This window comes from Marinobacter sp. DY40_1A1 (assembly GCF_016597815.1).
GTDB lineage: Bacteria > Pseudomonadota > Gammaproteobacteria > Pseudomonadales > Oleiphilaceae > Marinobacter > Marinobacter xiaoshiensis.
The window spans coordinates 121,627-146,373 of the sequence record NZ_VCHA01000001.1 but is presented as its reverse complement, the minus strand read 5'-3'; the positions used below and the strand labels follow the sequence as shown (position 1 = coordinate 146,373).

At 54.3% G+C, this 24,747-nt stretch carries 25 protein-coding genes and 1 pseudogene; 7 read left to right on the top strand and 19 right to left on the bottom strand.

Annotation, left to right across the window (positions count from 1 at the left end; translation table 11 throughout):
* Positions 1–99 precede the first annotated feature (99 nt).
* Genes FFI61_RS00690 through FFI61_RS00670 form a run of 5 tightly spaced genes read left to right on the top strand, consistent with a single transcriptional unit; the run spans position 100 to position 5,126 of the window.
* A complete protein-coding gene (locus tag FFI61_RS00690; protein WP_200368930.1) occupies positions 100–804 on the top strand; it encodes a DUF3348 family protein in 705 nt (234 codons plus the stop codon).
* Entirely contained in the window at positions 801–2,660 is a 1,860-nt protein-coding gene (locus FFI61_RS00685) for a DUF802 domain-containing protein (RefSeq protein ID WP_200368929.1), read from the top strand. The genes FFI61_RS00690 and FFI61_RS00685 overlap by 4 nt, the downstream gene beginning before the upstream one ends.
* A complete protein-coding gene (locus FFI61_RS00680) occupies positions 2,660–3,316 on the top strand; it encodes an OmpA family protein (protein WP_200368928.1) in 657 nt (218 codons plus the stop codon). Before FFI61_RS00685 ends, FFI61_RS00680 begins: the two co-directional genes overlap by 1 nt.
* Positions 3,313–3,942 carry a DUF2894 domain-containing protein gene (locus tag FFI61_RS00675; protein WP_200368927.1) on the top strand — a complete coding sequence of 210 codons (630 nt, stop codon included), beginning with the start codon at positions 3,313–3,315 and terminating at the stop codon, positions 3,940–3,942. Before FFI61_RS00680 ends, FFI61_RS00675 begins: the two co-directional genes overlap by 4 nt.
* A gap of 2 nt (positions 3,943–3,944) precedes the next feature.
* Entirely contained in the window at positions 3,945–5,126 is a 1,182-nt protein-coding gene (locus tag FFI61_RS00670) for an AAA family ATPase (RefSeq protein WP_200369577.1), read from the top strand.
* Between the two features lie 17 nt (positions 5,127–5,143).
* Here FFI61_RS00670 and FFI61_RS00665 read toward each other — a convergent pair whose 3' ends face one another.
* From FFI61_RS00665 to FFI61_RS00650, 4 genes are all read right to left on the bottom strand, one after another.
* Positions 5,144–5,968, bottom strand: a complete 825-nt coding sequence (locus FFI61_RS00665; RefSeq protein ID WP_200368926.1) for a sulfite exporter TauE/SafE family protein — start codon at positions 5,966–5,968, stop codon at positions 5,144–5,146.
* Between the two features lie 88 nt (positions 5,969–6,056).
* The gene (locus tag FFI61_RS00660) at positions 6,057–7,583 is read right to left on the bottom strand and encodes a tripartite tricarboxylate transporter permease (RefSeq protein ID WP_200205099.1); all 1,527 of its coding nucleotides are present in this window, start codon (positions 7,581–7,583) and stop codon (positions 6,057–6,059) included.
* A gap of 2 nt (positions 7,584–7,585) precedes the next feature.
* Positions 7,586–8,032 carry a tripartite tricarboxylate transporter TctB family protein gene (locus FFI61_RS00655; protein WP_200368925.1) on the bottom strand — a complete coding sequence of 149 codons (447 nt, stop codon included), beginning with the start codon at positions 8,030–8,032 and terminating at the stop codon, positions 7,586–7,588.
* On the bottom strand, positions 8,029–9,006 hold the full coding sequence (locus FFI61_RS00650; RefSeq protein ID WP_200205101.1) for a Bug family tripartite tricarboxylate transporter substrate binding protein: 978 nt from the start codon (positions 9,004–9,006) through the stop codon (positions 8,029–8,031). Before FFI61_RS00650 ends, FFI61_RS00655 begins: the two co-directional genes overlap by 4 nt.
* A 182-nt stretch (positions 9,007–9,188) precedes the next feature.
* Between FFI61_RS00650 and FFI61_RS00645 the strand changes: the two genes are divergently transcribed.
* Positions 9,189–10,835 carry a sensor histidine kinase gene (locus FFI61_RS00645; protein ID WP_200368924.1) on the top strand — a complete coding sequence of 549 codons (1,647 nt, stop codon included), beginning with the start codon at positions 9,189–9,191 and terminating at the stop codon, positions 10,833–10,835.
* The gene (locus FFI61_RS00640; protein ID WP_200368923.1) at positions 10,814–11,497 is read left to right on the top strand and encodes a response regulator; all 684 of its coding nucleotides are present in this window, start codon (positions 10,814–10,816) and stop codon (positions 11,495–11,497) included. Before FFI61_RS00645 ends, FFI61_RS00640 begins: the two co-directional genes overlap by 22 nt.
* A gap of 8 nt (positions 11,498–11,505) precedes the next feature.
* Here the strand turns inward: FFI61_RS00640 and FFI61_RS00635 are convergent, their stop codons facing one another.
* From FFI61_RS00635 to FFI61_RS00565, 15 genes and pseudogenes are all read right to left on the bottom strand, one after another.
* A complete protein-coding gene (locus tag FFI61_RS00635) occupies positions 11,506–12,333 on the bottom strand; it encodes a hypothetical protein (protein ID WP_227714533.1) in 828 nt (275 codons plus the stop codon).
* 5 nt (positions 12,334–12,338) lie between these two features.
* Positions 12,339–12,905: a tellurite resistance methyltransferase TehB gene (tehB, locus tag FFI61_RS00630; RefSeq protein ID WP_200368922.1), complete on the bottom strand. Its 567-nt coding sequence runs from the start codon at positions 12,903–12,905 to the stop codon at positions 12,339–12,341.
* Positions 12,906–13,007: 102 nt separating this feature from the next.
* Positions 13,008–13,769: a metallophosphoesterase family protein gene (locus tag FFI61_RS00625; RefSeq protein WP_200205105.1), complete on the bottom strand. Its 762-nt coding sequence runs from the start codon at positions 13,767–13,769 to the stop codon at positions 13,008–13,010.
* A gap of 39 nt (positions 13,770–13,808) precedes the next feature.
* A complete protein-coding gene (locus tag FFI61_RS00620; protein ID WP_200205106.1) occupies positions 13,809–14,276 on the bottom strand; it encodes a DUF1643 domain-containing protein in 468 nt (155 codons plus the stop codon).
* Between the two features lie 3 nt (positions 14,277–14,279).
* Positions 14,280–15,125, bottom strand: a complete 846-nt coding sequence (dinD, locus tag FFI61_RS00615; RefSeq protein ID WP_200368921.1) for a DNA damage-inducible protein D — start codon at positions 15,123–15,125, stop codon at positions 14,280–14,282.
* Positions 15,126–15,220: 95 nt separating this feature from the next.
* Positions 15,221–15,580 carry a VOC family protein gene (locus tag FFI61_RS00610; RefSeq protein ID WP_200368920.1) on the bottom strand — a complete coding sequence of 120 codons (360 nt, stop codon included), beginning with the start codon at positions 15,578–15,580 and terminating at the stop codon, positions 15,221–15,223.
* A 58-nt stretch (positions 15,581–15,638) separates the two neighbouring features.
* Complete coding sequence (locus FFI61_RS00605) at positions 15,639–15,809, bottom strand: hypothetical protein (protein WP_200205108.1); 171 nt, start codon at positions 15,807–15,809, stop codon at positions 15,639–15,641.
* 46 nt (positions 15,810–15,855) lie between these two features.
* Entirely contained in the window at positions 15,856–16,074 is a 219-nt protein-coding gene (locus FFI61_RS00600; protein WP_200368919.1) for a VF530 family DNA-binding protein, read from the bottom strand.
* 193 nt (positions 16,075–16,267) lie between these two features.
* Complete coding sequence (locus tag FFI61_RS00595; protein WP_200368918.1) at positions 16,268–18,643, bottom strand: glycerophosphodiester phosphodiesterase family protein; 2,376 nt, start codon at positions 18,641–18,643, stop codon at positions 16,268–16,270.
* A gap of 89 nt (positions 18,644–18,732) precedes the next feature.
* The gene (locus tag FFI61_RS00590) at positions 18,733–19,596 is read right to left on the bottom strand and encodes a phytanoyl-CoA dioxygenase family protein (protein WP_200368917.1); all 864 of its coding nucleotides are present in this window, start codon (positions 19,594–19,596) and stop codon (positions 18,733–18,735) included.
* Between the two features lie 70 nt (positions 19,597–19,666).
* Positions 19,667–20,659: pseudogene (locus FFI61_RS18035) on the bottom strand (endonuclease/exonuclease/phosphatase family protein).
* A 154-nt stretch (positions 20,660–20,813) separates the two neighbouring features.
* Positions 20,814–21,185 carry a DUF805 domain-containing protein gene (locus FFI61_RS00580; protein ID WP_200205119.1) on the bottom strand — a complete coding sequence of 124 codons (372 nt, stop codon included), beginning with the start codon at positions 21,183–21,185 and terminating at the stop codon, positions 20,814–20,816.
* Positions 21,186–21,377: 192 nt separating this feature from the next.
* The gene (locus FFI61_RS00575) at positions 21,378–21,863 is read right to left on the bottom strand and encodes an RDD family protein (protein ID WP_200368916.1); all 486 of its coding nucleotides are present in this window, start codon (positions 21,861–21,863) and stop codon (positions 21,378–21,380) included.
* A 577-nt stretch (positions 21,864–22,440) separates the two neighbouring features.
* On the bottom strand, positions 22,441–23,505 hold the full coding sequence (gene fba, locus FFI61_RS00570) for a class II fructose-bisphosphate aldolase (protein WP_200368915.1): 1,065 nt from the start codon (positions 23,503–23,505) through the stop codon (positions 22,441–22,443).
* A 49-nt stretch (positions 23,506–23,554) separates the two neighbouring features.
* Positions 23,555–24,715 (bottom strand): phosphoglycerate kinase, encoded by a 1,161-nt coding sequence (locus tag FFI61_RS00565; protein WP_200368914.1) that lies wholly within the window; start codon positions 24,713–24,715, stop codon positions 23,555–23,557.
* Positions 24,716–24,747: the final 32 nt, after the last annotated feature.

Below are 24,747 nucleotides of genomic sequence, written 5' to 3'. Positions count from 1 at the left end.
GGCAATTCAGTCATTATCAATCACCTCCCATACCCTTTAGAATAGTCGCCCCAGAAAGCCCGGGATTTTCCTGTTACCCAACCTGTGCGCGATTATTTGATGACTCAATCACCCTCACATTCTGCCGGGGTTTCACCACCAAGGCTGCTGCAGCTGCTAGCCCAATCCGGGGCGCCGCTTGCTGACGGCCCGCTGCCCTGTTGTGGCGAACGACTGGGGCGACTGTTTGGGCTTTCAGACACCCTTGTTCTGGATTCCGCGATTGCTTTTCGAACCCGCCATCCGGGCATGGATCAAGGGCCAGCTTTTGAACGAATCATTAAGGAACTGGCCACCACTCGCACAGCACTCGTTCGAAAAATCTCCAAGTACGGCGATGAAATTGAGCCAACGGATAATGTGGATTTTGAACTGTATTTGAATAGCTGGCTAACCCTGCAACGCAGAGTGATCGCCGCCAGCCGTCAGCTTCGCGACAAAACCCGAAAAGCGATGAAGGATCACAACCAGAATCTGGCCAGGCTGGCAGAGCTGGATTCAACCTTCGACCAGGCAATGACCGGGTACACCAGCCAGTGTTTCTCTCATATTTCCAAAGTATTGGAGCAGCGATTTCACGCGCTGTCTCCCGCAGAACAAACAACCTCTGATCCCTCCCACGAAACCGGCATTGCGCCGGATGATTGGCTCCACCGTTACTGCGAAGAAGCGCAGAATCTTTTACTCGCTGAACTGGATGTTCGGCTGGAGCCAGTACTGGGATTACTTGAGGCCTGCCACAACGAGGTAATGGATTCTCCATGAGCAGACTTTTCTTCTTTTTCGCTTTTGCCATAGGCCTGGCGGTAACGGCCTGGATTGGCCAGCGCTTTTTAGGCTCTGACCTGCTGGCGCTGTCCGTAACGGTCATCATTGCGGCGGTCTACACGCTGGGGTTTGTTGAGTTGATGGGGTTCCGGAGCACAACCCGAAAACTGCAACAGAAGCTGGGCACCACACCGGAAAGCCGCGAGCAACTGACAAGCTGGCTCTCCGGCCTGCCGGAGCAAGTTCAGTTTGCAGTACAGAGGCGCATTGATGGGCATTTTGCTGCACTGCCAAGCCCGCAGTTTACGCCCTACCTGGTTGGCCTATTGGTTATGCTTGGCCTGCTAGGCACCTTTGCCGGCATGATTGTGACCTTGAGCGGCGCGGCATCTGCATTGGATGGCAGCACCGAACTCAGTGTGATTCGCAGCGCTCTGGCCGCCCCGATTGCCGGGCTGAGCTTGGCCTTCGGCACCTCCATTGCCGGTGTGGCAGCGTCCGCAATGTTGGGGCTGGCCTCCACCCTCAGCCGCCGGGAACTCTTACAGGTATCCCGCCAGCTGGATAAGACTCTGCGCCAGCGGTTACACCACCTGTCGACAGACTATCAGCGCCAACAGGCGTTCAAAGCACTGGAATCCCAAGCAGAAGCCCTGCCCCAACTGGCAACTGCCATGGAATCCATGACCGCCCGCATGGAGCAGCTAGGGCAGCAGCTTGAGCAATCCCTTACCCGAAATCAGCAAGAGTTCCACACCACCGTTGGCGGTCACTACCAGACCCTGGCAACGTCTGTGGCCGAGTCTCTTGAGAAAGCTCTGGAATCGAGCAGCCGCCTGGCCGCTGAGCGCATAGAGCCGATCGTTACCGAAGCCATGACAACTCTGCAGTCCAGCGCCGGAAAGCTCCAGGAAGACTGGTCTGCCACCACCGAGCAGCAGCTTGCTGAACTCACAGATAGCTTCCAGAAAACCACACAGGAAGCAGGTAATAACTGGCAGCAAAATCTTCTGGCTCAGCAACAAGCCTCGGCTGAACACAGCAAAGCTCTGCAGAATACCTTGCAGGAATACCAATCCCACTTCCGTGAAGAAAGCGCCAAGCTTACCACCAATCAGCAACAAGGCCTGGATGCTCTCATCACCCGTATCAGCGAGCAGCTTTCTCAACTGCATGAGCAAGAAGCAACCCGAGGCGACGCGGCCAATGAACGCCTGGCCCAGCTGGAAGCAACCGTCACCAAACACCTGACCGAATTGGGCGCAGGCCTGGAAGCCCCCATGACCCGCCTGATAGAAACCGCGTCGGAAACCCCCAAAGCCGCCGCACGGGTGATCTCGCAACTGCAAGGCGAAATGGCCCGCAACAGCGAACGGGAAAACCAGCTGCTGGAAGAGCGTCAGCGGCTGGTTCAGGAGCTGGACAGCCTTCTGGAATCCCAGCGCAACAATGCAGACAGTCAGCGCGAGGCGGTGGATTCTCTTATCAGCGGCGCAGGTGAAACCCTCACAGGCATAAGTGAACGCTTCAATGTGCTGATTCAGGAACAAAGCCAGCAACTCGGCAAACTGGGCGAAGACATCACCGGCAGCAGCCAGGAAGTCGGCGCCCTCAGCGAATCCTTCCTTGCCGCAGTGGAGCTGTTCAGCGCGTCTAACACTCAGCTTCAGGAAAGCCTGGCCAACATTCAGAAAGCACTGGATGGAGCCGGCAAGCGCCACGATGAACAACTGGCGTATTACGTTGCCCAGGCCCGAGAAGTCATCGACCTCTCTGTGAGTTCCCAGAAAGATGTGATTGATGCGGCTTCGGCTCTGATCGCAAATCACACCGAGACCAGCGGAGCCAGTTGATGGAATATCTGGAAGACGGTGAACAGCAGTCCACTCCTATCTGGGCAATATTCTCAGACCTGATGGCTGCACTGGTGGGTATTCTGGTGCTGATACTGGTGTGGGTGATTGGCGTTCAACTGGAACTCAGCCAATCCCTTGAGGAAGAAAAAGCCAAGCGGGAAGCCGAAGAACAGCGACGCATTGCCCTGGAGCAAGCACTGGAAGATCCGCTCACCAAAGGCCTGGTGACCTTTCACAATGGCCGCATCGGCATCAGTGGCAACGTGCTGTTTGAGCTGAACTCGGATCAGCTGCAAGCCGACGGTGTGGAAGTATTGGAAGCCCTCATTACCCCGCTGCAAACCTATCTGACTCAGCACCAGGAACTGCTGATGATCAGCGGCTTCACCGATGACCTGCCCATGCACAGCGGCAACCGGTACCAGGACAACTGGGGGCTGTCTGCACAAAGGGCACTCACAGTCACCCGAACATTAATAGAACTTGGCCTGCCCAACGACCGGGTATTCGCCGCCGCCTTTGGCCCGCACCATCCGGCGGTGCCCAATATTGATGCAGAATCCCGTGCTCAGAATCGGCGGGTAGAAATCAGCACCGTACCTCTGGCGCCTCAAGCACCTGCAAACGCTGAAGCGGAGGCTGGCAACGGATGAATGCGATAGCTGAAGCCAAGGCCATGCACCCACAACTGGAAGACCTTCGAAACTCCGGAGCCGACCAGATGAACCCGGTTGGCTTTCGCTATCTTGAAGCTCTGGCACTGCGTCTGGAAGCAAAAGGCCTGCAGCACACCCCACACTGGCAGAAGCTGGAACAGGCAGTCGCCGACTACAAAACACGATTCGAAGTACCCCAGCAGTCGACACAAGCCATTGAAACCCTTGCCCCTTCGCCGCTCTCAGCTCTGCTGGACAAGCTCAATCAAACCCAGAGTGCACCTCAAACACAACCCCGGTCGACGCTTGAACAGCTGGTGTTTGGAGCGCCCGAAGAAGGCTCAGAAGCGCCCCAGCGCGCTGCAGCCGCCAATCCCCGTCAGCCACTTAAAGCCATGACCAGAGCATCGGCGGACCGTGGCGAGCAAGCCCTCCAGGACCGTGTTCGCCACGCCATCGAACAGGCTCCTGAAGATGCCGGCCCCATGAATGCCCACCGCCTGGTGAGCCTGGCAATGGCTGAAATGCAGAGGCTGTCACCGGACTATTTGAACCGGCTGGTGAAATACACAGATACGCTAATGGCGCTGGAAAAGCTGGGGCGAAAGGGGATGAGCTCGTGAGCATGATCAATGCATTCGCAGTATCAAACTACCGCAGCCTGAAGGGCATTGTTGCGCCTTTGGCGGGCCTTAATGTGGTTACGGGCGCAAACGGTTGCGGCAAATCCAACCTGTACAAATCGCTGCGTTTGCTTGCAGAAGCAGCGAAAGGAAACCTGATTTCGTCGATCGCACAGGAAGGCGGGCTGGAATACACCTTCTGGGCCGGGCCTGACAACTTTACCAGCGCCATGAGAGAAGGCTCCGCACCTGTTCAAGGCTCTGCACGAAAACACAACTCACGCCTGAGACTGGGCTTTGCGGGTGAAGAGTTCAGTTATGCCATATCATTGGGAATGCCAGCACCACAGGGTTTTGCCGGCTACCAAGACCCGTCCATGTTTCAGTTCGACCCGGAAATAAAGCGTGAATGCATTTGGGTGGGCGATGTGTGCCGGCCCAGCAGCTGCCTGATCGACCGCGTTGGGCCTGTAGTAAAAGTACGCTCCGGCCGAAAATGGGAGGTGTATAACGCCCACCTCAATTCTTATGAAAGCATCCTCAACGAAATCAGCGACCCGGTGGCTGTGCCAGAAGTGCACGCGGTGCGACAAACTATCCGCAACTGGCGCTTCTACGATCAGTTCAGAACTGATCCCCAGTCCGCCATTCGTACGCCACAGATAGGCACGCGAACCCCCGTGCTCGACCATGATGGCCATAGCCTGGTTGCCGCCCTGCGAACCATCCATGAGATAGGCGACCGCCAGGCGTTGTATCACGCGATTGAGGATGCGTTTCCCGGAGCCACGATAAACTTTTCTGCAGGCTCAGGTAATCGCTTTGTTCTGGAGTTCCTGCAGGATGGTCTGTTGCGGCCGCTGAACCAGGCAGAACTTTCTGACGGAACGCTGCGCTACCTTCTGTTGGTAGCTGCATTGCTTACACCCCGGCCCCCTTCCCTGTTGGTGCTGAACGAGCCGGAAACCAGCCTGCACCCGGACCTGCTTCCCGCACTGGGCAGATTGATTATCCGCGCCTCGCGGGAGACTCAGGTTTGGGTGGTTTCCCACGCACCACGGTTAGTGGCAACGCTGGAAAGGGATGGTGACTGCAACTCGATTGCCCTGAACAAGGAACTGGGTGAAACGGTTGTTGTGGGCCAGGGGTTATTGGACGCACCAGCCTGGCAATGGCCTGATTAACGTTGACGCCTTGGGCATCACAAAAACGCGCTAACCATACCCACACTACTGACCACCAACAGCACCACCCCCAGCATGCGGAAAAACACCGGTGTTTCCGCCTTCAGAATACGCTCGTGAAAACGTAGCCCGATCACATGCCCCACCGCAGCACACGGCAGTAACCAAAGGTGGTGGATTAACTGCAGATCAAGCCCAACCCAGATGAATGCCGCCAGCTTGATCAACACCAGAATAAACCACAGGCCAAACAAGGTATCTCGCAGCTTCTCCCGCGCAACGTGCTGGGACGCAACTGCAATAATCAGCGGTGCACCGATCAGCGAGGTGCCGCTGATATAACCACCGGCCATCAGCAAGATCACATCCACGGTTTTACTTCTGCTGCGGAAAGGTCGGTTGATGATGTACGACACAGAGTAGATCGCGACAATGACGAAAATAATCGCGCTCAGTACATGTGGGGGCAGCGTAAACAGGCCGAACACGCCAATCAATTTGGGCACCAGCATGATGCCCAGCATCCGCCAGAGGTAGGACCAATCAACCGTGCCTTCGGGTGCTTTTGCGGCTGCATCTGGCCCGAACCCGGTCAGCTTTTGGCTACCATCACCGGTTTTGCCGGTGCGACTTTTGCGATTGTTCATCCAGATGGTCAAAGATGAGAAAAACAGCAGGTGCACCGCAATGATGGGCAGGAAGATTAGCGGGTCGTCTTTCACCAGCAACAGGAACGGCAGCGACAGCACCGCTCCGCCAAAGCCCAGGCCAGAGCGCACGAACCCGCTCCAGATAAAAATCAGTGCGACCAGGGCATACTGGATTAGAGAAAAGTCTGACATAACTTCCTGTGCTTCGATAAATAAAAACACCGGGCAAAGCCCGGTGCACATCTTTCATAATACCCGCCGAAACGGCTGACCTTGGCGCTTAATCGCTAACAGGCCCTTCCTTTATCGCATTGCGCATGCGGCGGCGCAGAATCGGCCCAACCAATGTCGGCAACACCAAACCAAGTCCGGCTACCAGCCACAATCCTATCGACAGGGGGCTCGACCAGAGTGTGGTCCAATCACCGTCAGACAGAATCAGCGCATGGCCCAGGTTCTTTTCCATTTCGGGCCCTAACAACAGGCCCAGAATAATGGGAACCAAAGGAATTTCCAGCTTTCGCAGAACATAACCGCCAACACCAAACAGAATCATGAAGTACAGATCAAAGGTGCTGTGGCTGATGGAGTAGATACCTACAAACGCCACCATGGTGACGATTGGCAGCAGGTACATAGGCGGTACGGACAGCAGCCTTACAAACACTCCGATCATCGGAATGTTCAGTATCAGCAGCAATACGTTACCAATCAGCAGTGCGGCGATTACACCCCACACAATATCCGCATTCTGGGTGAACATCAGAGGCCCAGGCGTAATATTGAGGGAAATCAACATCGCCAGCAATACTGCTGTAGTACCACTTCCGGGTACACCCAAGGTTAGCATGGGTACCAAGGCACCCGACGCGGCACCATTGTTACCGGCTTCCGGCGCCACTACACCACGAATATCACCTTCTCCAAAGCGGCCTTTTTTGCCGAGCACCGACTTCTCAAGGGTGTAGCTTATAAAGCTTCCCAATGAGGCCCCCGCGCCTGGCAGAACTCCGGCAATAAAGCCGAGCACACCACCACGCAGCTGAGTGGGAATTGTCGATACAATCTCTTTGAAGGTCAGCGTCAGCTTGCCCATATTCACTTTGCTACGGCCTTTGCCCATGCGTGCTTCTACAAAAAACAGAAGCTCGGATATGGCAAACAGACCCACAATCGCCAAAATGAAATCGATGCCCTCATACAGCTCCAGCACGCCCCCGGTGTACCTCTGGGTGCCGGTAGAGATATCGATTCCCACTGTGGAAATCATGATGCCCAGCGCAGCTGCAATCACCGTCTTCATCGGGTTCTTGCCGGTTATGCCTCCCAGCGTAGCGAAGGCGAGCAAGAACAGCGCGAAGTATTCCGCCGGCCCAAAGGTCAGCGCAAAGCGCGCCAGCACTGGCGCCAGCATGATCAGCCCCAAGGTCCCGATCAGACTGCCCGCAAAGGAGGCAATCGCCGAGATTGCCAAGGCATCTGCCGCACGGCCTTTTTTCGCCATGGGGTAGCCATCAAGGCAGGTCATCATGGCTGGCTCATCGCCCGGGATATTCAGCAGGATCGATGAAATCCGGCCGCCGTACATGGCACCCGCATAAACCGATGTGAGCAGAATCATTGCCGTTTCAGGCGGCAAGCCCAAGGTAAAGGCAAGAGGTATCAGAATGGCCACACCATTCGCCGGGCCCAGGCCTGGCAGGCAGCCAATCAGGGTGCCCACGAAGGCACCAAAGAGCGCAAACATCAGGTTGTACGGCGTTAACGCCACCGCAAACCCGTCCATCAGAAAGCCAAGTGTTTCCATGGTTAAAAGCCTCCCAGCAAGCCAGTGGGCAGGCTCAGAGACAAGCCATAGTTAAACAACCCGAACACCACAACGGCACTGAGCAGCCCAATTGCAAACGCTGATTTAGCAGGTGCCCCCATGCGCCAGCTCAAAGTGCCAACCGCCAGGGTAGTGGAGATAACAAAGCCCAATGGCTCAAGCAGCAGCGCGTAAACCACCAGCACAATGATCGAAACCACCAACTCCAGGGCTGTTTTCCCAACAGGCCACTGGGTATCGGCATCCGGCTTGATCATCAGGTACAGGCTCCCCACCACCAGCACAACGGCCAGCATGGTGGGGAAGGTTTCCGGCCCTACCCCCTCGGTACCACCGAAGGGTTCAGGCCACTGTTGCGCCACCCAGCCATAGGCAACCGCCAGCACCAACAGGCACAAGCCCAGAATACGGTCGCCCAGGCCAGTCATTTCAGTAGACCAATTTCCCGGGACAGGGTTTCAATGTCCTGCACCTGGTTGGTTACAAAGCTTTCAAACTCACCGGCTTTCGGGTGGAATGAAATCAAGCCGTTATTTTTCATGACCGCCTTCCACTCATCGCTGGCGTAAAGGGTGTCGACTGCGTCTACCCAATACTGCTGCGCTTCTGCGGAGGTGTCTTTTGGCATGTAAAATCCGCGCCAGTTAGGGCCGAGGGCATCAATGCCCTGCTCACGAGCGGTAGGAATGTCGCCGAACTTGCCCGGCAGGCGCTCTTCTGACAGCACCGCCAGCACGCGCAAATCACCGGATTCCATAAAGCCAGTGGCTTCGGATACGTCACCCGTGAATGCGTCCACCTGGCCGCCAACCACTTGTGTCATGGCTTCGCCACCGTTGTTGTACGACAGGTAAGGAATAGAAGGCAGTTTCTCAGCACCTGCAGCCTTTGCTGCTATGAGCACCTTGAGGTGATCCCAGCCGCCACGGGCACTGCCGCCAGCGAATTTGACTGATCGCGGATTCTCTTTCACCGCATCCATCAGCTGGTTCAGGTTTTCATATTTTGAGTTTTTGCTTACCGCGATAATGCCGTAGTCTGCGCCCAAAGCGCCAACCCACTTAACCATGGAGGCATCCATCCCCGGGAACTGCTTTTGAGCCAGCCGGGTGGTAGTAGCGGTAGAGGCCGCAACAATCAGTTTGTCGTCGTTTTTACGCTTACTTACGGTGTGGGCATAAGCAACACCGCCACCTGCGCCCGCCATGTTCACGGTTTGTACTGAACCACTTACCAGGTCCAGCTCCTGCATAACCTTACCCACACTGCGGCAGGTAAAATCCCAACCGCCGCCGGGGTCAGCCGGTGCCAGACACTCAACTTTTCCGCTGGGCTCCCAGGCCATGGCAGACATACTGAACGCAGCCGCTGCTGCAAATGCTATTGTTGTTTTGAAAAACATATTGATCACCTCGTTGTTGTTTCAATAAACAGACTAGAAGGCAATCCGTATTTGCTGAAGTTTGCGAGCGTAACTCACTTAAAAAAACTACTGTGCTTTTTGTTCATAAAGTTCACGGGCAAAGCCCGTTAGGGTGATTTACCCTGAACCCTGCCGCCAATAGACGACTCTGAATAAAGCCTATGCCTGCAAAGCGACGCACAAAGCTCAAAACCCGCATGATTCTCACCCTGGGCCTGGTGAGCGTGTTGCAAACCTTGCTTATTGGGCTGTTTGCCGGCTACTACCTCAGCGAATCCCTGTATAACGAGATTGGCCAGCGCGCCTTGATGGTGGCTAAAACCATCGCCGCAAGCCCTGCGATTATCAACGGCATTCAGCAACGCAACGTTGAAGACCTGAACACCCTCACCCACACGCTTGCCACCACCAACGAAGCCCTGTTTATTGTTATTGGCGACCACGATGCCATCCGTCTGGCCCACCCTTCCCCCGCCCGCATTGGCCACTCCATGGCCGACGATGATGGCGACTACGGCCACAAGGCCCTGGTGGAGGGCGAAGGCTATATTGCCCGCGCCATGGGGAATCTGGGCGAGTCCATGCGCGGCAAAGCCCCGGTACTTGACCCCACTAATGGCGCCATCATCGGGATAGTGTCAGTGGGGTACAGCGTGGCCCAGGTAGAGGCCACTGTGCAGCACTACAACTTCATACTGTACGGCGTACTAGGCGTGGTGTTGCTGATAAGTATTCTCGCGGCGGTGGTGATTGCCAGCCGCTTCAAGCGTGCAATTTTTGGTTTGGAGCCGGAAGAAATTGCCGGCCTGTTCCAGGAGCGGGATGCCACACTGCAATCGGTGCGTGAGGGCATTATTGCCATCAATCGCGACGGCATTATAACCACCGTTAACCTGGCCGCACTGACCACCCTGGGCCTGGATGAGGACACGCCCGTAGCCGGCCGCCCCATTCTGGACATACTCCCCGAAAGCGACCTGATGTCGGTATTGAGCAGTGGCATACCGGATTTCGATCGCGAGGTATGGCTTCGCAACAAGCAGATGGTGGTCAACAGACTGCCCATGCGCCAGGGCGACGACATTATCGGGGTAGTGGCCAGCTTCCGCCTGCGCAACGAGCTGGACCACGTTAGCCAGCAACTCACCCACATCCAGCAATACGCCGACACTCTGCGTAGCCAGACGCACGAATACTCCAACAAACTGCACACCATTGCCGGATTGATTCAACTGGGCGCCTACAACGATGCGCTGGGGCTTATCGGCAGCGAAGTGAGTAGTCATCAGGCGTTGATTCACCTGCTGCTGGAGGCCGTACCAGACCCCATCATTGCCGGCTGCCTGCTGGGCAAACATAACCGGGCGCGGGAAATGGGCCTGCATCTGGACATAGACCCGGACAGCCAGATGACCGACCTGCCAGACAACCTGCCCCGCGATCAGCTGGTCAGCGTACTTGGCAACCTGATTGATAACGCACTGGAAGCCACCCGCCGCCACACTGGCCCAAACGGCAGAGTACAGTTGTCTATGACAGATCTTGGCCAGGAGCTGATTTTTGAAGTGGAGGATCAAGGCCCCGGTGTCGCACCGGAACTGCAAAACCAGATTTTCGAGAAGGGCGTAACCAGCAAAGCCGGCCATGAGCACGGATTTGGGCTACATTTGGTACGCAAGTTTCTGGATAGCTGGGGCGGCTCGATTACGGTGGAAAACCTGAGCGTGGCTGGTGGCAGTCGCTTCACTCTATACTTACCCAAAAAACCAACAGGCAGGAGCCCATCGTGCCCCCCATCCGACTGCTGATCGCCGAAGACGACCGCCAGATTGCAGAAATCCAGCGCCGCTTTGTTCAGCGCCTGGATCAGGTGGAGCTGTGCGGCATAGCCCATACCCTGGCCGATGCCCGGGAACAGGCTGAAGTGCTGCAACCTGATTTGATATTGCTGGACGTGTATTTTCCCGACGGCAGCGGGCTGGATTTATTGCGCGAACTGCGCGCCAGCGACAACAGCACCGATATCATTCTGATCACCGCCGCCAAAGAAGTGGAAACACTACGCACTGCCCTGCGCGGGGGCGTGTTTGACTACATTCTGAAGCCACTGGTATTCGAGCGCCTGGAAGAAGCCATCAACCGGTTTCGCGACCATCTTGCGCGCCTGTCCGCACTAAAACACCTGGGGCAGGATGAAGTAGACGCCATACTCCCTCGCAATTCCGGCGACACAAACCAGGATCACAATCACCGCCTGCCAAAAGGCATTGATGTTATAACCCTGGACAAGATTCGCGAATTGATTGCCGGCGGCAAGCCCTGGAGCGCTGAAGAAGTGGGCAACGCCATGGGCGCATCCCGCACAACTGCCAGGCGTTATCTGGAATACATGACAGGCACAGGCACCGTTGTGGCCGAAGTCAGCTATGGCAGCATCGGCCGGCCAGAACGGCGCTACAAAAAGCTGTAAACCACGCTCTACTTTGTGCGAACAAACACCCAGTTGGTCCCGACGTTGTCACACACAATGATACTGCGATCGATGGTCACACACTGAGCCAGGTTTTCAGGCAGTTCATCGTGATAGCGAGCTTTCACGCCCAAAGTTTTTCGATCCTGCTTGAGCAACTCGTAGGTCTTCTCCATACGCTCGGAGAAATCCACGCCGCCGCTTTCAAGGGTGTGAAAGGCGTTATGAAATGCCGTGAAGCTCATGGTGTTTGCGCCAAGACCAATGGCCAGCATTTTGGGGATGTAACGATCATAAGCTGTTGAAAGGTAGGATCGCACGGCCTCATCATCACTACGGGCGCCGTTGAAAGGCACGATTCCCAGGCGGTTACCCGGCTCCAGAACACCATCTTCCAGTGATGCCAGCGTGCGATTTCCTGCTAACTTGAATGCCGTATTCGGGCACTGAATCAGCTCTCCCCTCAATTGGCAATCCGCCAAGCCTTGGGCAACCGACGGTTCAGAGACGGACTCCTTCGCCGGTTCCCGCTGCGGTTCGGCCGCCGCTGGCTTGCGTGCGGGCTTGGATTCAGATTCACGCCCGGCCGAAACCTCAGGCAGTGTAAGGCTCAAACGCTTGGCAGGCTGCCGTAACAACAGCGCCTGCACCTTTGGGTCATTGCGTTTGAAATCCACCATAGAAGGAAGCCCTGCACCGCCTCCAAGTTCGACAACCTCGCAGTACAGACGCTCCAGGTCAGACTGGGCAGACGCCAGACAAGCGTCATTGGCGCCTGCGGCCGAGATCCAGCCAGTGGCAACTATCATGAGCAGTTGTTTTTGATAAGCGATCACTGCATCTAACCAGGTTTCCGCGCCAACATGGTAGCAAACTGCAACTGGGCACCATTATGCATGGTGCCCAGATCCTCGTTGTACTTAACCAGCTCCCATCCCTCATAAGCTGTTCTCAGCTGCCCCGACTCAAGGGTAAACGGGAAGGGAACGGGACATGGGTATTCCGGGGTATTCATGGCGCAAACAATCAGATTATAGCCACCGGGCAGAGTGCGCTTCTGCATGTCAGCAATCACTGCACCCACACGGGCCGGATCGAGAAACATCAAGGTGACAGTGCAGGCAATCAGCCCATAATCCGCCCCAAGCTCGGCGTTATTGATGTCGTATACCCTCGCCTCAACATTGGCGATCCCCTCTTTGCTGACAATTTGCTGCAGCATGCTGATAGCGCCAGGGTTGTTGTCCACGGCCGTCACATCAAAACCAAGCTGGCTCAGGTATAAGGCGTTACGCCCGTTGGAGCAGCCCATATCGAGGGCTTTGCATGGCTCAATAACTTTGCACGCCTCTACCAATTCACTGTGCGCAGGGTTCAATCCGTGCCGACTATTCAAATCTGCTGTCATGATATTCACTCAACCTTTAAATGAAGCATTCATGATACTGGTTTATGGGAATAGTTGAATGGCATAAATCAAAGCCGTGATGCCATAAGACCGGTTATGCACTCACACCTCGATAATTCTGTCTGCAGCAAACAGCGGTGGGTCATATTCTCTGGGATAAGCTCCCGGGTTGGCGAATACGCGGGTACCTTCAACCTGCAAATCAACGGGCTCATGAACATGGCCGTGAACCCACAGATCCATCCTCCCCATCAGCGCCCGCAAGTTCGAAGCAAAAGCTGGCGACAGGGAGTCGCCCTGGTACTTGGGCGGTATACACTCTGGCAAGGGTGCATGGTGGCTAACCACCACTCGCGGCCCGGGCACAGGCTCGCTTAATTCTGCCTCAAGCCAGGCGATGGCTTCGGCATGCAACCTCTGGCTCTCATCAACCGTAAACACCTCACCTGCTGGCTGCTGGATAATTCGAAAATCCGGCATGAACGCCTGGGCGCGCTGACGGGTGCCCACTGGATCATCGTTAGGTTGACCAGAATACAAAGCAAAATCTGTCCATAGTGTGGTGCCGTGAAACCGCACGCCATCAATATCTACCGTATCGTTATCTAGCAGGTGAATCCCTAGTCGCTGGGCTTCGGCACGCAATGCTTCACGGGCCTCGGGCATGCTGGTTCCGTAGAACTCATGATTACCCGCAACGTAGATAATCTCCTGCTCACCAAACCGCTCTGCCGCCCACGCCAGGCCTTCCGTTGTGCGGTGGATATCACCGGCCAGGATAACCACATCCGCAGCCACCTCAGGCAGTTCACGACCTTCCTGAAAACACTCAACGTGCAAATCAGACAGTATTCGCAAGCGCAAAGTCACATCTCCTCGGAGAACCGCTATAAATCGCGGTTTTTAATCACTCATTGGCACGGGCTTTCTATCCGCTTTTTGATACAGCGGGTGCGCTGGCTCACCTGACTTGTTCAACTTCAAACAGTGCAGGTTCGGCAGAAGCCCCTTCACCTGATCAGAACGGCCCAGAAATGAACCATCATTTCCCCACGCAGCCACAACCAAACCCGCATCGCCAGACAGCTTTATTAGCCACTCGTTATTCTCAGAGCCTATCGGATCCTTTGCGGCCTTCATATCATTTGGCGCAGTGGCACGAAACGCAAAAATGTTGGCCATGCACACACCACCAAAACCCCATGCTTTCGCATAGTTGATGCATCGGATTAGTGTTGGGTCGTCAGTTGTCTCATCCGCAGTGGATGGGTTGAGCCCAACAAACATCACATAGGGTTTCGATTCATCCCATGTTCGCCACAGGGCGAAACGGTATTTCCTGCACTCCGATAATTTAGCTGTGTTTTTCAATGCTTACTCTTCCTCCAGCCCGTCGGGGTTTTTAATCGCTTTCTTTTGGGCCGATGTCAGACGTCGCTCAACCTTTTTTACATCTTCCCCTGGTGGCAGGGCTTCCGGGCGAATGCCTCGGCTGAGCAGGGTCTGGCGCACAGCCTCATTGTTGGTAACGTGCTCTTGCGAGATCTCCGGTTCGCGACTCATGGCCTTTTCGCGGGCGTTGTGAATTGTGATCTCGGTGGCGAAGTCTTTGGCCTTCAGGATAATAGTAGGCGCAAAATCTGCCAGCGGGCGGTTATCCGGCACCTGCCAATGGGCTTTCATGGATTTGGTATTTTTACCGAACAGAGCAGTATCACCCTTGCTGCGGATCAGGGCGAAGTTCTGGTTGCCTCCGGTTTGTTCGTAGATCACATAGGATAACTCTTTTTCTGTTGCGGACAGTTTCTTGCGGGCTGAGACACGCTCGGCTTCCAGCAGGCGCTGCTCGATTTGCTCGGCCTTGCGGGTTTGCATGGCGAAGTAGGTTTGTGCGAAGGCAATTTCCTGCTTTCTGGGATCGCCATTCTGGGCGATCAGATAACAGGCGTAGCGAGTCAGCATGATGTCATTTATCTCACGCTGGCTACCTGAGCCTAGTTCGACCATTTTGTTGACGTCAACAAAATGGTTACCGATATCATGCCCTGATATTTCACAGGCCGTTTTTGCCTTGGTGATAGTGGACAAAAAATTACGCCACTCGCTATAACCTAGCAGTTGCTGGAGATCCCTGGCCAGCCAGTACTCAACGCCATTTTCAGTCTTCTGGGCATGGCCCTCAAAGCTCTCAGTCATGGCATAAACCATTTCATTTTTCATATTTCGCTCCTTGCGCTTATTCATAAACGGCCAGTTCCGGGCCATCAAAAAGGTGTGTTATTGTTTTCTTAGCGTTACCGACTCGCTCGGACTTGTTAAGCACCTGGCTCTGACCAAACGGCATATTCATTGCCACTCGGATCACTAAAATGAAAACGGCGACCACCGGGGAAAGTGAAAATATCCAGAACAACCTTCCCTCCAGCCTGCTTCACTTTTTCGAGCGTAGCTTCCAGATCGCTACTATAAAGAACCACCAACACACTTCCGTTGCTGGTCGTCGCCACATGGTCTGATTTAAAGAATCCGCCATCCAGACCCGCGTTCTGAATTGCAACGTACTCAGGGCCATAGTCGATAAACGCCCACCCGAATGCATCACCAAAAAATTTCTTTGTGGCGTCAAGGTCTCGTGACGGCATTTCCACATAGTTGATTTTACCGGTCTCTTTCACGGCTTGCCCCCCTTAAGCCTATTGCAAAGAACCTTGGTTGGCCTGAATCTGTGCCGTACTAGTCCTTTTTATCAATCGTTATCTCAATCGTCTTACTGCTGCCCGCGAACCATTTCTGCACATACAAAGTGCCCACAATAGGAGCCGTGCCTTCATCAGGTACCTCCTTATAGCGCACACTGTTTTTAGTTTCTTTCTCGTACTCAAACATGACTACTTTTTTCGACATGACATATACCTGATAACGAATAACGTATGCCTTCGCGGCGCCAGCCTCAAGCAAACGTTGAAATATACAAACCCTCAACCTTATCCCTGGCCCACTGGGTTTTGCGCAAAAACTTCAGCGATGACTTAATCGAAGGATCGCTTTTGAAGCAATTGATGTTGATCCGCTGAGCCAGCCCGTCCCAGCCATAATGTTCTTGCAGCCGTGTTACGACTTGCTCCAGCGTAATGCCGTGCAGAGGGTTATTCGTTTGTTCATTGCTCATACTTTAATTTCACCATTGGTTAGCTGCCTTTTTCTTGCCACACAGGAATAGCGTAACGCCAATCGACCCGGGAACTAAAGAGAAAGCGGCCGGTTGCCTGACAAGCCTTGCTCAAGCCAACAAAAAAGGCACGGGGAGTATGCCCCGTGCCTTTAAGGTAGTAAAAATCGCTTGGTGCTACCCAAGACTCATTTTAGTTGATGGTTACTGCCACACGCGCGCCAATCACGCGATAAGCCGCTCCGTTGCCCAGCGTGTATTCATACACGGGAAGAAGGGTCGCCGTGCCGGGCGCTGTAAACATAAGCGAAGCACCATCGTTGGTGTAGTCCACCGAGCTGGTCAGCACAATGAAGCGATTTGCTTCAGCCGCCTGAGTTTCACCCAGCTGCGTGGTCAGGGTCACATCCACTGCCACGCCAACATTGGCTGCTACATTAATGTTACCCACCACCGGATCAACGCTTACGGGGTAATCACTAAACCACTGGGCGTAATCCGTCGTCATGCCATGGGTGCCCGCAAGGTAGTAGCTTTCTGCCTCGGTTTGATCCCGGAACGTCCAGGGCCAGAAAGTTGTGCCACGGTGCCTGGAAGCCTCCATAACCGACGGCGACAGGTTTTTATAGGAAGGGTTGAACGTAGACGAATACAGCTGCGTCGCTTTCAGGATCTGGCGCAGGTTTTTCGTCATATTGCTGTCGGTAGCAAAGCCGGTCAGGAAACCACCGGAGACGCCGGGCATCACTTCTTGCAACTTCAGCAACTGATCGGAGTTGAATGAAATTACGATAACCTGGTCCCAAACGTCATTGCGATCGATTGCCTGCTTCAGGTACTCCACTATCTCAAGCTTGCCGCTCTTTATCTCGATGAAGTGAACCACCTCTTTACCTTTCAAGGCAGTAAAGAACTCGTCCATTGTCGGCACATCGTGTGCGCCTTCCACCGTCAGCGCTTTCAGTTCATCCAGCGTTTTTTCCTCAACCGGCCCTGTGCCGTCGGTGGTCCTATCCACGGTGCCATCGTGTATCACGACAATGTGGTTGTCCTTGGTGAGGTAGATATCGGATTCAACCGCATCCGCTCCCAACTCGGCGGCTTTCACAGCGCCAGCCACGGTGTTTTCTGCCACCAGTGATGGCACACCTCGGTGACCCACGATCAGCGGCTTTCTCAACAGGGTGTTTTCCGGCAGTTTGGCCAGGAACTCTTGGGCCTGCTCGGGTGTATCCGTCACCAAGCCATTCACACCGGCCAATAGCACGTCAGTGGTTTGCTCGTTGGTTGGCGCTACCAGACTGCCCCAAACAGATACCAGACGGTTCTGAAGGTATATCACAGAGGCTTTATCCAGCAGAGGCGCCGGCAGTATCGCAATCTTGGCTTTAGCCCGATTGGTTTCCTGCGTGATGCTCAAAAGATCTGCCGGAGCCGTTGTCAGGCCCGCACCCGTGAAATCCATCGCCGCGCGAATCATCGGCATTTTTACCCGTGCATCCCGCAAAAGCTCTGCACTGTTTGATACCAAGGTGATGTCGAACAGCTGATGCTTCTCTACCACAGGAACCAGCGCATCCACGGCGGTCTGAGAGGTCACATAAAACATCGGCAGCGCGTTGAACTGCTCACCTTCAAGAAGGCTGTCCAAATATCCCAAACTGCCGCCGTCTTCGGTCGTCAGCATCAACTGGTCGTCGAGCTTCAAGAAAATCGGGAGGGACGGCTCTAGCGCCAGTTCAGCCAGGGTCGGCACTGCGGTAGCAATGCTCGGAGCCATGGAAGCGCCAGTATCCAGCTCTGCTACTTCAGCCATCGGCGACAATGGCGGCAGTGCTGTTAATTGCTCGGTCACGGTCACTTCATCAACCCGAAGAAGACTACCGGCCGCCTGGAAAGCCACACCCCCTTGGGCAAACTGGCTGTCCAATTCAGAATCCTGCATCAACTGCCCATTCAGGAAGTGCTGAACCCGATCGCCATGGGCAACGATTGTGGCGGTGTACATCTGGTCCGACGCAATGTTTTCTGAATACCGTTGTTTGTCTACAATCGCCCACTCGCCCTGGTTGCGTAGCGCATGCTCTGTACCGTTTTCAGCAGTGGCTTTCTGGCGAATCGCCATTTGATAGTAGGGCTCGACACCCATGCCTACGCGATACTGGAAACCAACCCAGCGAGTGTTGGTGTTTGCTTCCTGAATCGTAAACACAACATCAATGCGGTAGTTGCTTTTATCCTGAAGCGTCTCGGGCAATTTCAGGCTGACGGGGGTGTAGTTGTTTCCCCGACCGTCTACAAACAGGCTGCCATTGTTGGTGTAAAACATATCCTCCGTGCCGCTCATGGCTACCCAACCTTCGGGCAGCTTGCCGTCGGCCACGGCTTCAAAGTTTTCCTCCAACAACACTTTAGGATTGGGTTCCGGCTCTGGATCTGGCTCCGGATCAGGCGTCGGGTCTGGTTTGATTATTGGTGAATCAACACCGCCGCTGTTTGAATCGCTGTTACACCCGGCGAGGCCGGCAATGGCCGCCAGCATCATCACGTAAAGGAACTGCTTGCTCATGCTTCACTCTCCGTTGCTGCTCAAATCGAGAGGGCAGCATACGGAAGGAAAATGACGGGGCTGTTGCAGGAATAAGACAAAGCGCTGTGTTAGCTGCCTTTTGTCTTACCACTCAAAGTACGCTTGGGATGCATACCATTCACCATGCCCATAAAAGGCGGATGAATCGAATAGCCAACCATACTCAGTAGCTGTTCAGGAATGGCGGCCAAGGTTTCCTGGCTTAATTCCAGAAAGAAATTTTCCTGCGGGCGAAGCCATGGCTCGCAGTACTGGCACGTAACCGCCAGGCGTGATGATGCTGACTGGTTGCTACCCCCACCGTGCCAAGTTGTACCGAGAAAGAAAACAACCGACCCCGCAGGCATAACGGCTGGAATGGTTTTGCTGCGATCGGTGACTATCTCCTGGCCAAGCAGATGGCTTTCCGGGATGAGAACCGTTGCACCATTATCTTCTGTGAACTCATCAATCGCCCATACCGTAGCGGCACCAAGGGGCTTGCGTGGGCGGGGTATGGGATAGAAGCCATCATCATAATGCAGCGGTTGGGCGGCTTCTCCAGGCAAGATATTGATGATTTGAGCCTGGCTAAGCAGATAGTTTGGCTGAAAAAGCCGATTCAGAAGGCCGGTAATTCTCGGGTGAACGGCAAGGGAATCAATAACCCGGGTTTGCTCCAGAACATTGTAAACCCGCTGTGTTTTCACACCCTCAAAATTATTGCGGCCGGGCTTATTCAGCAGCGGCGAGGCTTCCGCACGGATTGATTCCAGTTCTGAATCACTGAGCAACCCTTCGATAATCACATAGCCGTTTTTCTGCAGGGTTTCGAAATCCTGAGCGACCAACGCTTTGGTTGCTTCCGCCTCAGTGGGCACATAGGCTTTGTGTTTGCGTGCAAGGTCGCCTTGCAGCTCAACTACGGAATCAATGTTTTTGGGTTGATTCACTTTCGAGTGCTCCTAATGACAAGCGCCGGAAGCCTCCAGGGCGCACCAACAGCAGGAATCGTATTATTGTCTATTCACCCGGCGCAGGTACATCCTTCGAATCGACATCCTGTTCGTCAGCAATAGAGTTAGCCCAGGACTCGTCATCAGCATCGGCCCTCACCCCTTCCTGATCTTTACCCCGCACAGGGCGGAACGACAACTCTGTGAACAGCCCAAAATGATCTGAACCAAAGTAGGGCAAGCGCTTGATCGAACTCACGGTGAAATGGTGACTATGGAACAGGTGATCCAGTGGCCAGCGAAGAAACAGGTATTTGGCGTGAAAGGTGTTGAACATGCCGCGCCCTACCCGCGGGTCCAGCAGCCCGCTGAGCTTGCGAAACAAACGTGTGGTCGCTGACCAGGCCACGTCGTTAAGATCCCCTGTCACGATTACAGGCTGGTCGCTGTCTACGATGGTTCGGGCAACAATCACCAGCTCGGCATCCCGTTCGGCGGATTCGGGATTCTCAGTGGGGCTTGGTGGCGCAGGATGAAGAAAATGCACACGCACCTGGTCGCCCGTTCGCAGCTTGAGCAAGGCGTGCATTGAAGGGATGCCCTCTTCAACGAGGTAGGATATTTCTGTTTCATCAAGCTACAAGCGGGAGTACACATGCATGCCGTACAGGTTATCCAGAGGACATTTCATGCTGTAGGGCATGTCCTGTTGCAGGGTATCGAGATGACCCTGCCACCAGGCGTCAGACTCCAACGTTACCAGTACATCCGGTTTGTATTGGTTGACCAACCGCAGCAAGGCATCGGCTTGCTTGTTGGGTGTTAGTACATTGGCCGTGAGAATACTTAGTTTGCGATCCGGGCTGGGGGATTTTTCTGCTTTAACTTCCGCTCGCCAGAAAACGGTATATGGCAGCACCCACCACAGCTGCCAAGCCAGACAAACCGCTGTGGCACTCACAAGAATCCAGGTCTGCGCTTTTGCATGATCCAGGAGCAGGACTTGAATCAGGATTAATACTGCTGCGATGACCGCAAGCTGCAGGCGGGGGAAATCCATTCCCCTTACAAACCAATGGGGATGGCGCGACAACGGTAATAAGGTAGCCGCGACCAGCAAGCCGGTCGCGATTAAAACCGCTAACTCCATAATTCCCCCTTTGACTGTTCAGAGGACGGGTGCACATGCGCGCACCCGCCCCTGAACTGCACTATCAGGCGGTTACCGCCTTTGGATTCGCGCCGTACTGGTTTTGCCCAGGTTTACTGTCCAGAAGCATAAACACCAGTAGCACGATTGCACCGATAAGCGGAACAAACATAATCAGAAACCACCAGCCACTCCGGCCAGTGTCATGAAGCCTGCGCACGGTTACCGCTAGGCTGGGGAGCAATACGGCCAGTGTGTATAGCCCGCCAAGCAAGCCCAACCCGGCTGCTTGGCTAAATGTTCCAGTAACCCCATCAATTGCTCCAAGAGCAAGACTGATGATGATATTGAACAAGACAAACCACCAATATTCCGATCTTCTCGCTCTGCCGTTGAATACGGCGTATTTTTTCAAGACTTCCAGATACCAGTTCATTTAAATTCCCTTTTTATGCCCCCGGTTTTATTGGCCAGGCGACAGTGGGGCGTACTGTTGGCTGGTGGTAGGTGCACATTCGATATTACGTTCTCAATATCAGGGCAAAGTCCGATGGTTGCGGTATGTCTTCTACCAAAAGGAATCGCAGCTAATATGCTCCATCCCGGCTTGATTGATATAAGCTAGTTCTTAGCTTTCTGTAAACTCAACACTTTGAACGCCTCTGTTCTTTGGGCGGATCACGACGGTACCTGCCATTTTGTCGTGCCAACCCTGCTTCTTGCTATCCCAGGCCACCCAGAACAAACCCAAAAATAAAGGAATGGTAGAAACAACATATCCAATATAGCGAATAACCGACTGTTGAGCTGTAGGGCTATTTCCAGTCCGAGCATCAACGACAATAGCTTTTACCGCCATTTTTCCTGGCGTTGCTGACTTATACACCCAAAACAACACTGTCGCGACAAAAGGCAGCACATAGGATACTAAAAAATCAGCGCCACCCAATATAAAATCATCAGAATAGAAATATGAGTCCCCGTAAATCATGTACAAAATGGGAACTGTAATACATAAAATAATAATCCCGTCAATCAATGATGCTCCAACCCTGACCCAAAATCCTGCATATTCGTAAGCTGATCCAAACTTCTCTATTGCTTTACTGCTCATTTCAACTCCTTTATGAGTTTATGGTTGATGATTTTTTTCGTTGTACATGACGTGTAGAACATAGAAAACAAAGCAATTACATTTCATTTTCGATAAACAGCAGAAAGCCTCATAAACTAAAAGATAATATTTAACGCAACTTCGCTACCAAACACCTAATTTATTGCCAGCTTCTGGGATTAAGGCATTTTAGCATCGAGATTATTAAGACAAGTGCGTGTTGTAGATGAAGCCACTTCTTCACACTCGACTGCTGATTCATATAGCCGCTCTAAGTTTTCTTTCAAACAGCAGTGCAGCAGCCACAGACATAGCTGTGCCCAATAGGCTTAAATGAGGCGAAGTACCCGGAATTGAAATCGAGAATCTGGAGTCGTACTAAAGAGGTCATCGGCCGTTATCCTTAACTAGCAAGCGCGTCCATTACGAATAGCTGGTTACATTAGACTATATCGCGGCAATTTACCTTCGGCTTTTGCAAAATTTAGTTAATTCTAGAATGCGGGTGTTAACGAGAGGGGGTCTGGAGGGTATAGCACAGCCCCAGGCAAGACACCCGGGGCTGTTTCAAAGCAGCTTACTTAACTTTCGGGTCCAGCTCACCAGACTCATAGCGCTGATACATCAGCTCCAGGTTGACGGGCTTGATCTTGCTGGCCTGACCAGCACAGCCGAAGGCTTCGTAACGAGCTACGCAGATGTCTGTCATGGCAACCATGGTGGCCTGCAGGAATTTGCGTGGGTCGAATTCGGCTGGGTTCTGGGCCATGAAGCGGCGTACTGCGCCGGTGCTTGCAAGGCGCAGGTCGGTGTCGATGTTTACTTTACGCACACCGTGCTTGATGCCTTCTACAATTTCCTCAACCGGTACACCGTAGGTTTCGGGAATCTCGCCACCGAATTCGTTGATTACTTTCAGCCACTCCTGGGGTACGGAGCTGGAGCCGTGCATTACCAGGTGGGTATCTGGAATGCGGGCGTGGATGGCTTTGATCTGGTTGATGGCCAGAATGTCGCCCGTGGGTGGGCGGGTGAACTTGTAGGCGCCGTGGCTGGTGCCGATGGCAATGGCCAGTGCGTCTACGTGGGTTTTCTTCACGAAGTCGGCGGCTTCTTCCGGGTCGGTGAGCATCTGATCCATGTCCAGGGTGCCTTCGGCGCCGATGCCGTCTTCTTCACCGGCCTGGCCGGTTTCCAGAGAGCCAAGGCAACCCAGCTCGCCTTCTACAGAAACGCCACAGGCGTGGGCCATTTCTACGGTGCGGCGGGTTACGTCTACGTTGTAGTCGTAATCCATAGGGGTTTTGCCGTCTTCACCCAGTGAGCCGTCCATCATTACGGAGCTGAAGCCCAGCTGAATGGAGCGCTGGCACACTGCGGGGCTGGTGCCGTGGTCCTGATGCATTACCACCGGGATGTGTGGCCATTCTTCAATAGCCGCAAGGATCAGGTGGCGCAGGAAGGGGGCTCCGGCATATTTGCGGGCACCGGCAGAGGCCTGAACAATAACCGGGGAATCGGTTTTGTCGGCGGCTTCCATGATGGCGCGCATCTGTTCCAGGTTGTTTACGTTAAAGGCTGGCACACCGTAACCGTGCTCGGCGGCGTGATCCAGCAGTTGCCGCAGCGAAATCAGGGCCATTTGGTTGTCTCCTTAGTTACACATTAGTTTGAAATCTGGTCAGAACTTTTTACGCGCCGCGCTCTTCCAGTACGGCTACGGCTGGCAGCACTTTGCCTTCCACAAACTCCAGGAAGGCGCCACCACCGGTGGAAATATACGAGATCTTGTCAGCTATGCCGTATTTGTCAACGGCAGCCACTGTGTCTCCGCCACCGGCCAGTGAGAAGGCATCGCTTTCGGCGATGGCTTCGGCCAGGGTTTTGGTGCCGTTTCCAAACTGCTCAAACTCGAACACGCCTACCGGGCCATTCCACAGAATGGTTTTGGCGTTCTTGAGCAACTCGGCGAACTGAGCAGCGGTTTGCGGGCCAGCATCGAGAATCATGTCGTCTTCGGTAACGTCTGCGATGTTCCGGATGGTTGCAGTGGCGTTTTCAGAAAACTCACTGGCAACCACTACGTCTACCGGCAGCGGGATGTTAACGCGGGAAGCTATGTCTCTGGCGGTATCCAGCAGGTCGTGCTCGCACAGGGATTTGCCTACCGGGTGGCCGGCTGCGGCCAGGAAGGTGTTGGCAATACCGCCACCTACGATGATCTGGTCACACACTTTTTCCAGCGCGTTGAGTACGTCGAGCTTGGTGGATACTTTTGCGCCACCAACTATCGCGACTACAGGCTTGGCCGGGTTATCCAGGGCTTTGCCCAGGGCTTCCAGCTCTGCCGCCAGCAATGGGCCAGCACAGGCTTCCGGTGCAAAGCGTGCAACACCGTGGGTGGATGCCTGGGCGCGGTGGGCTGTGCCGAAGGCGTCCATCACGTAAACATCACACAGGGCCGCGTATTGCTTGGCCAGGGTTTCGTCGTCTTTCTTTTCGCCTTTGTTGAAGCGTACGTTTTCAAACAGAACCACTTCGCCGTCGGCCACTTCAACTCCGCCGAGGTAATTTTTAATCAGGCGTACTTCCTGGCCCAGGGCTTTGGTGAGGTGGTCTGCAACTGGCTTGAGGGAGGAGGCTTCGTCGTACACGCCTTCTTCCGGGCGGCCCAGGTGCGACATCACCATCACTTTGGCGCCAGCGTCTCTGGCTGCCTTGATGGTGGGCAGGGAGGCGCGGATGCGGGCATCGCTGGAAATCACGCCGTTCTTTACCGGCACGTTGAGGTCTTCGCGGATCAGAACCCGCTTGCCAGCGAGGTTCAGGTCGGTCATTTTCTTAATGGCCATGATCTGGGTTCCGTTAATTCAATTAATTGGCA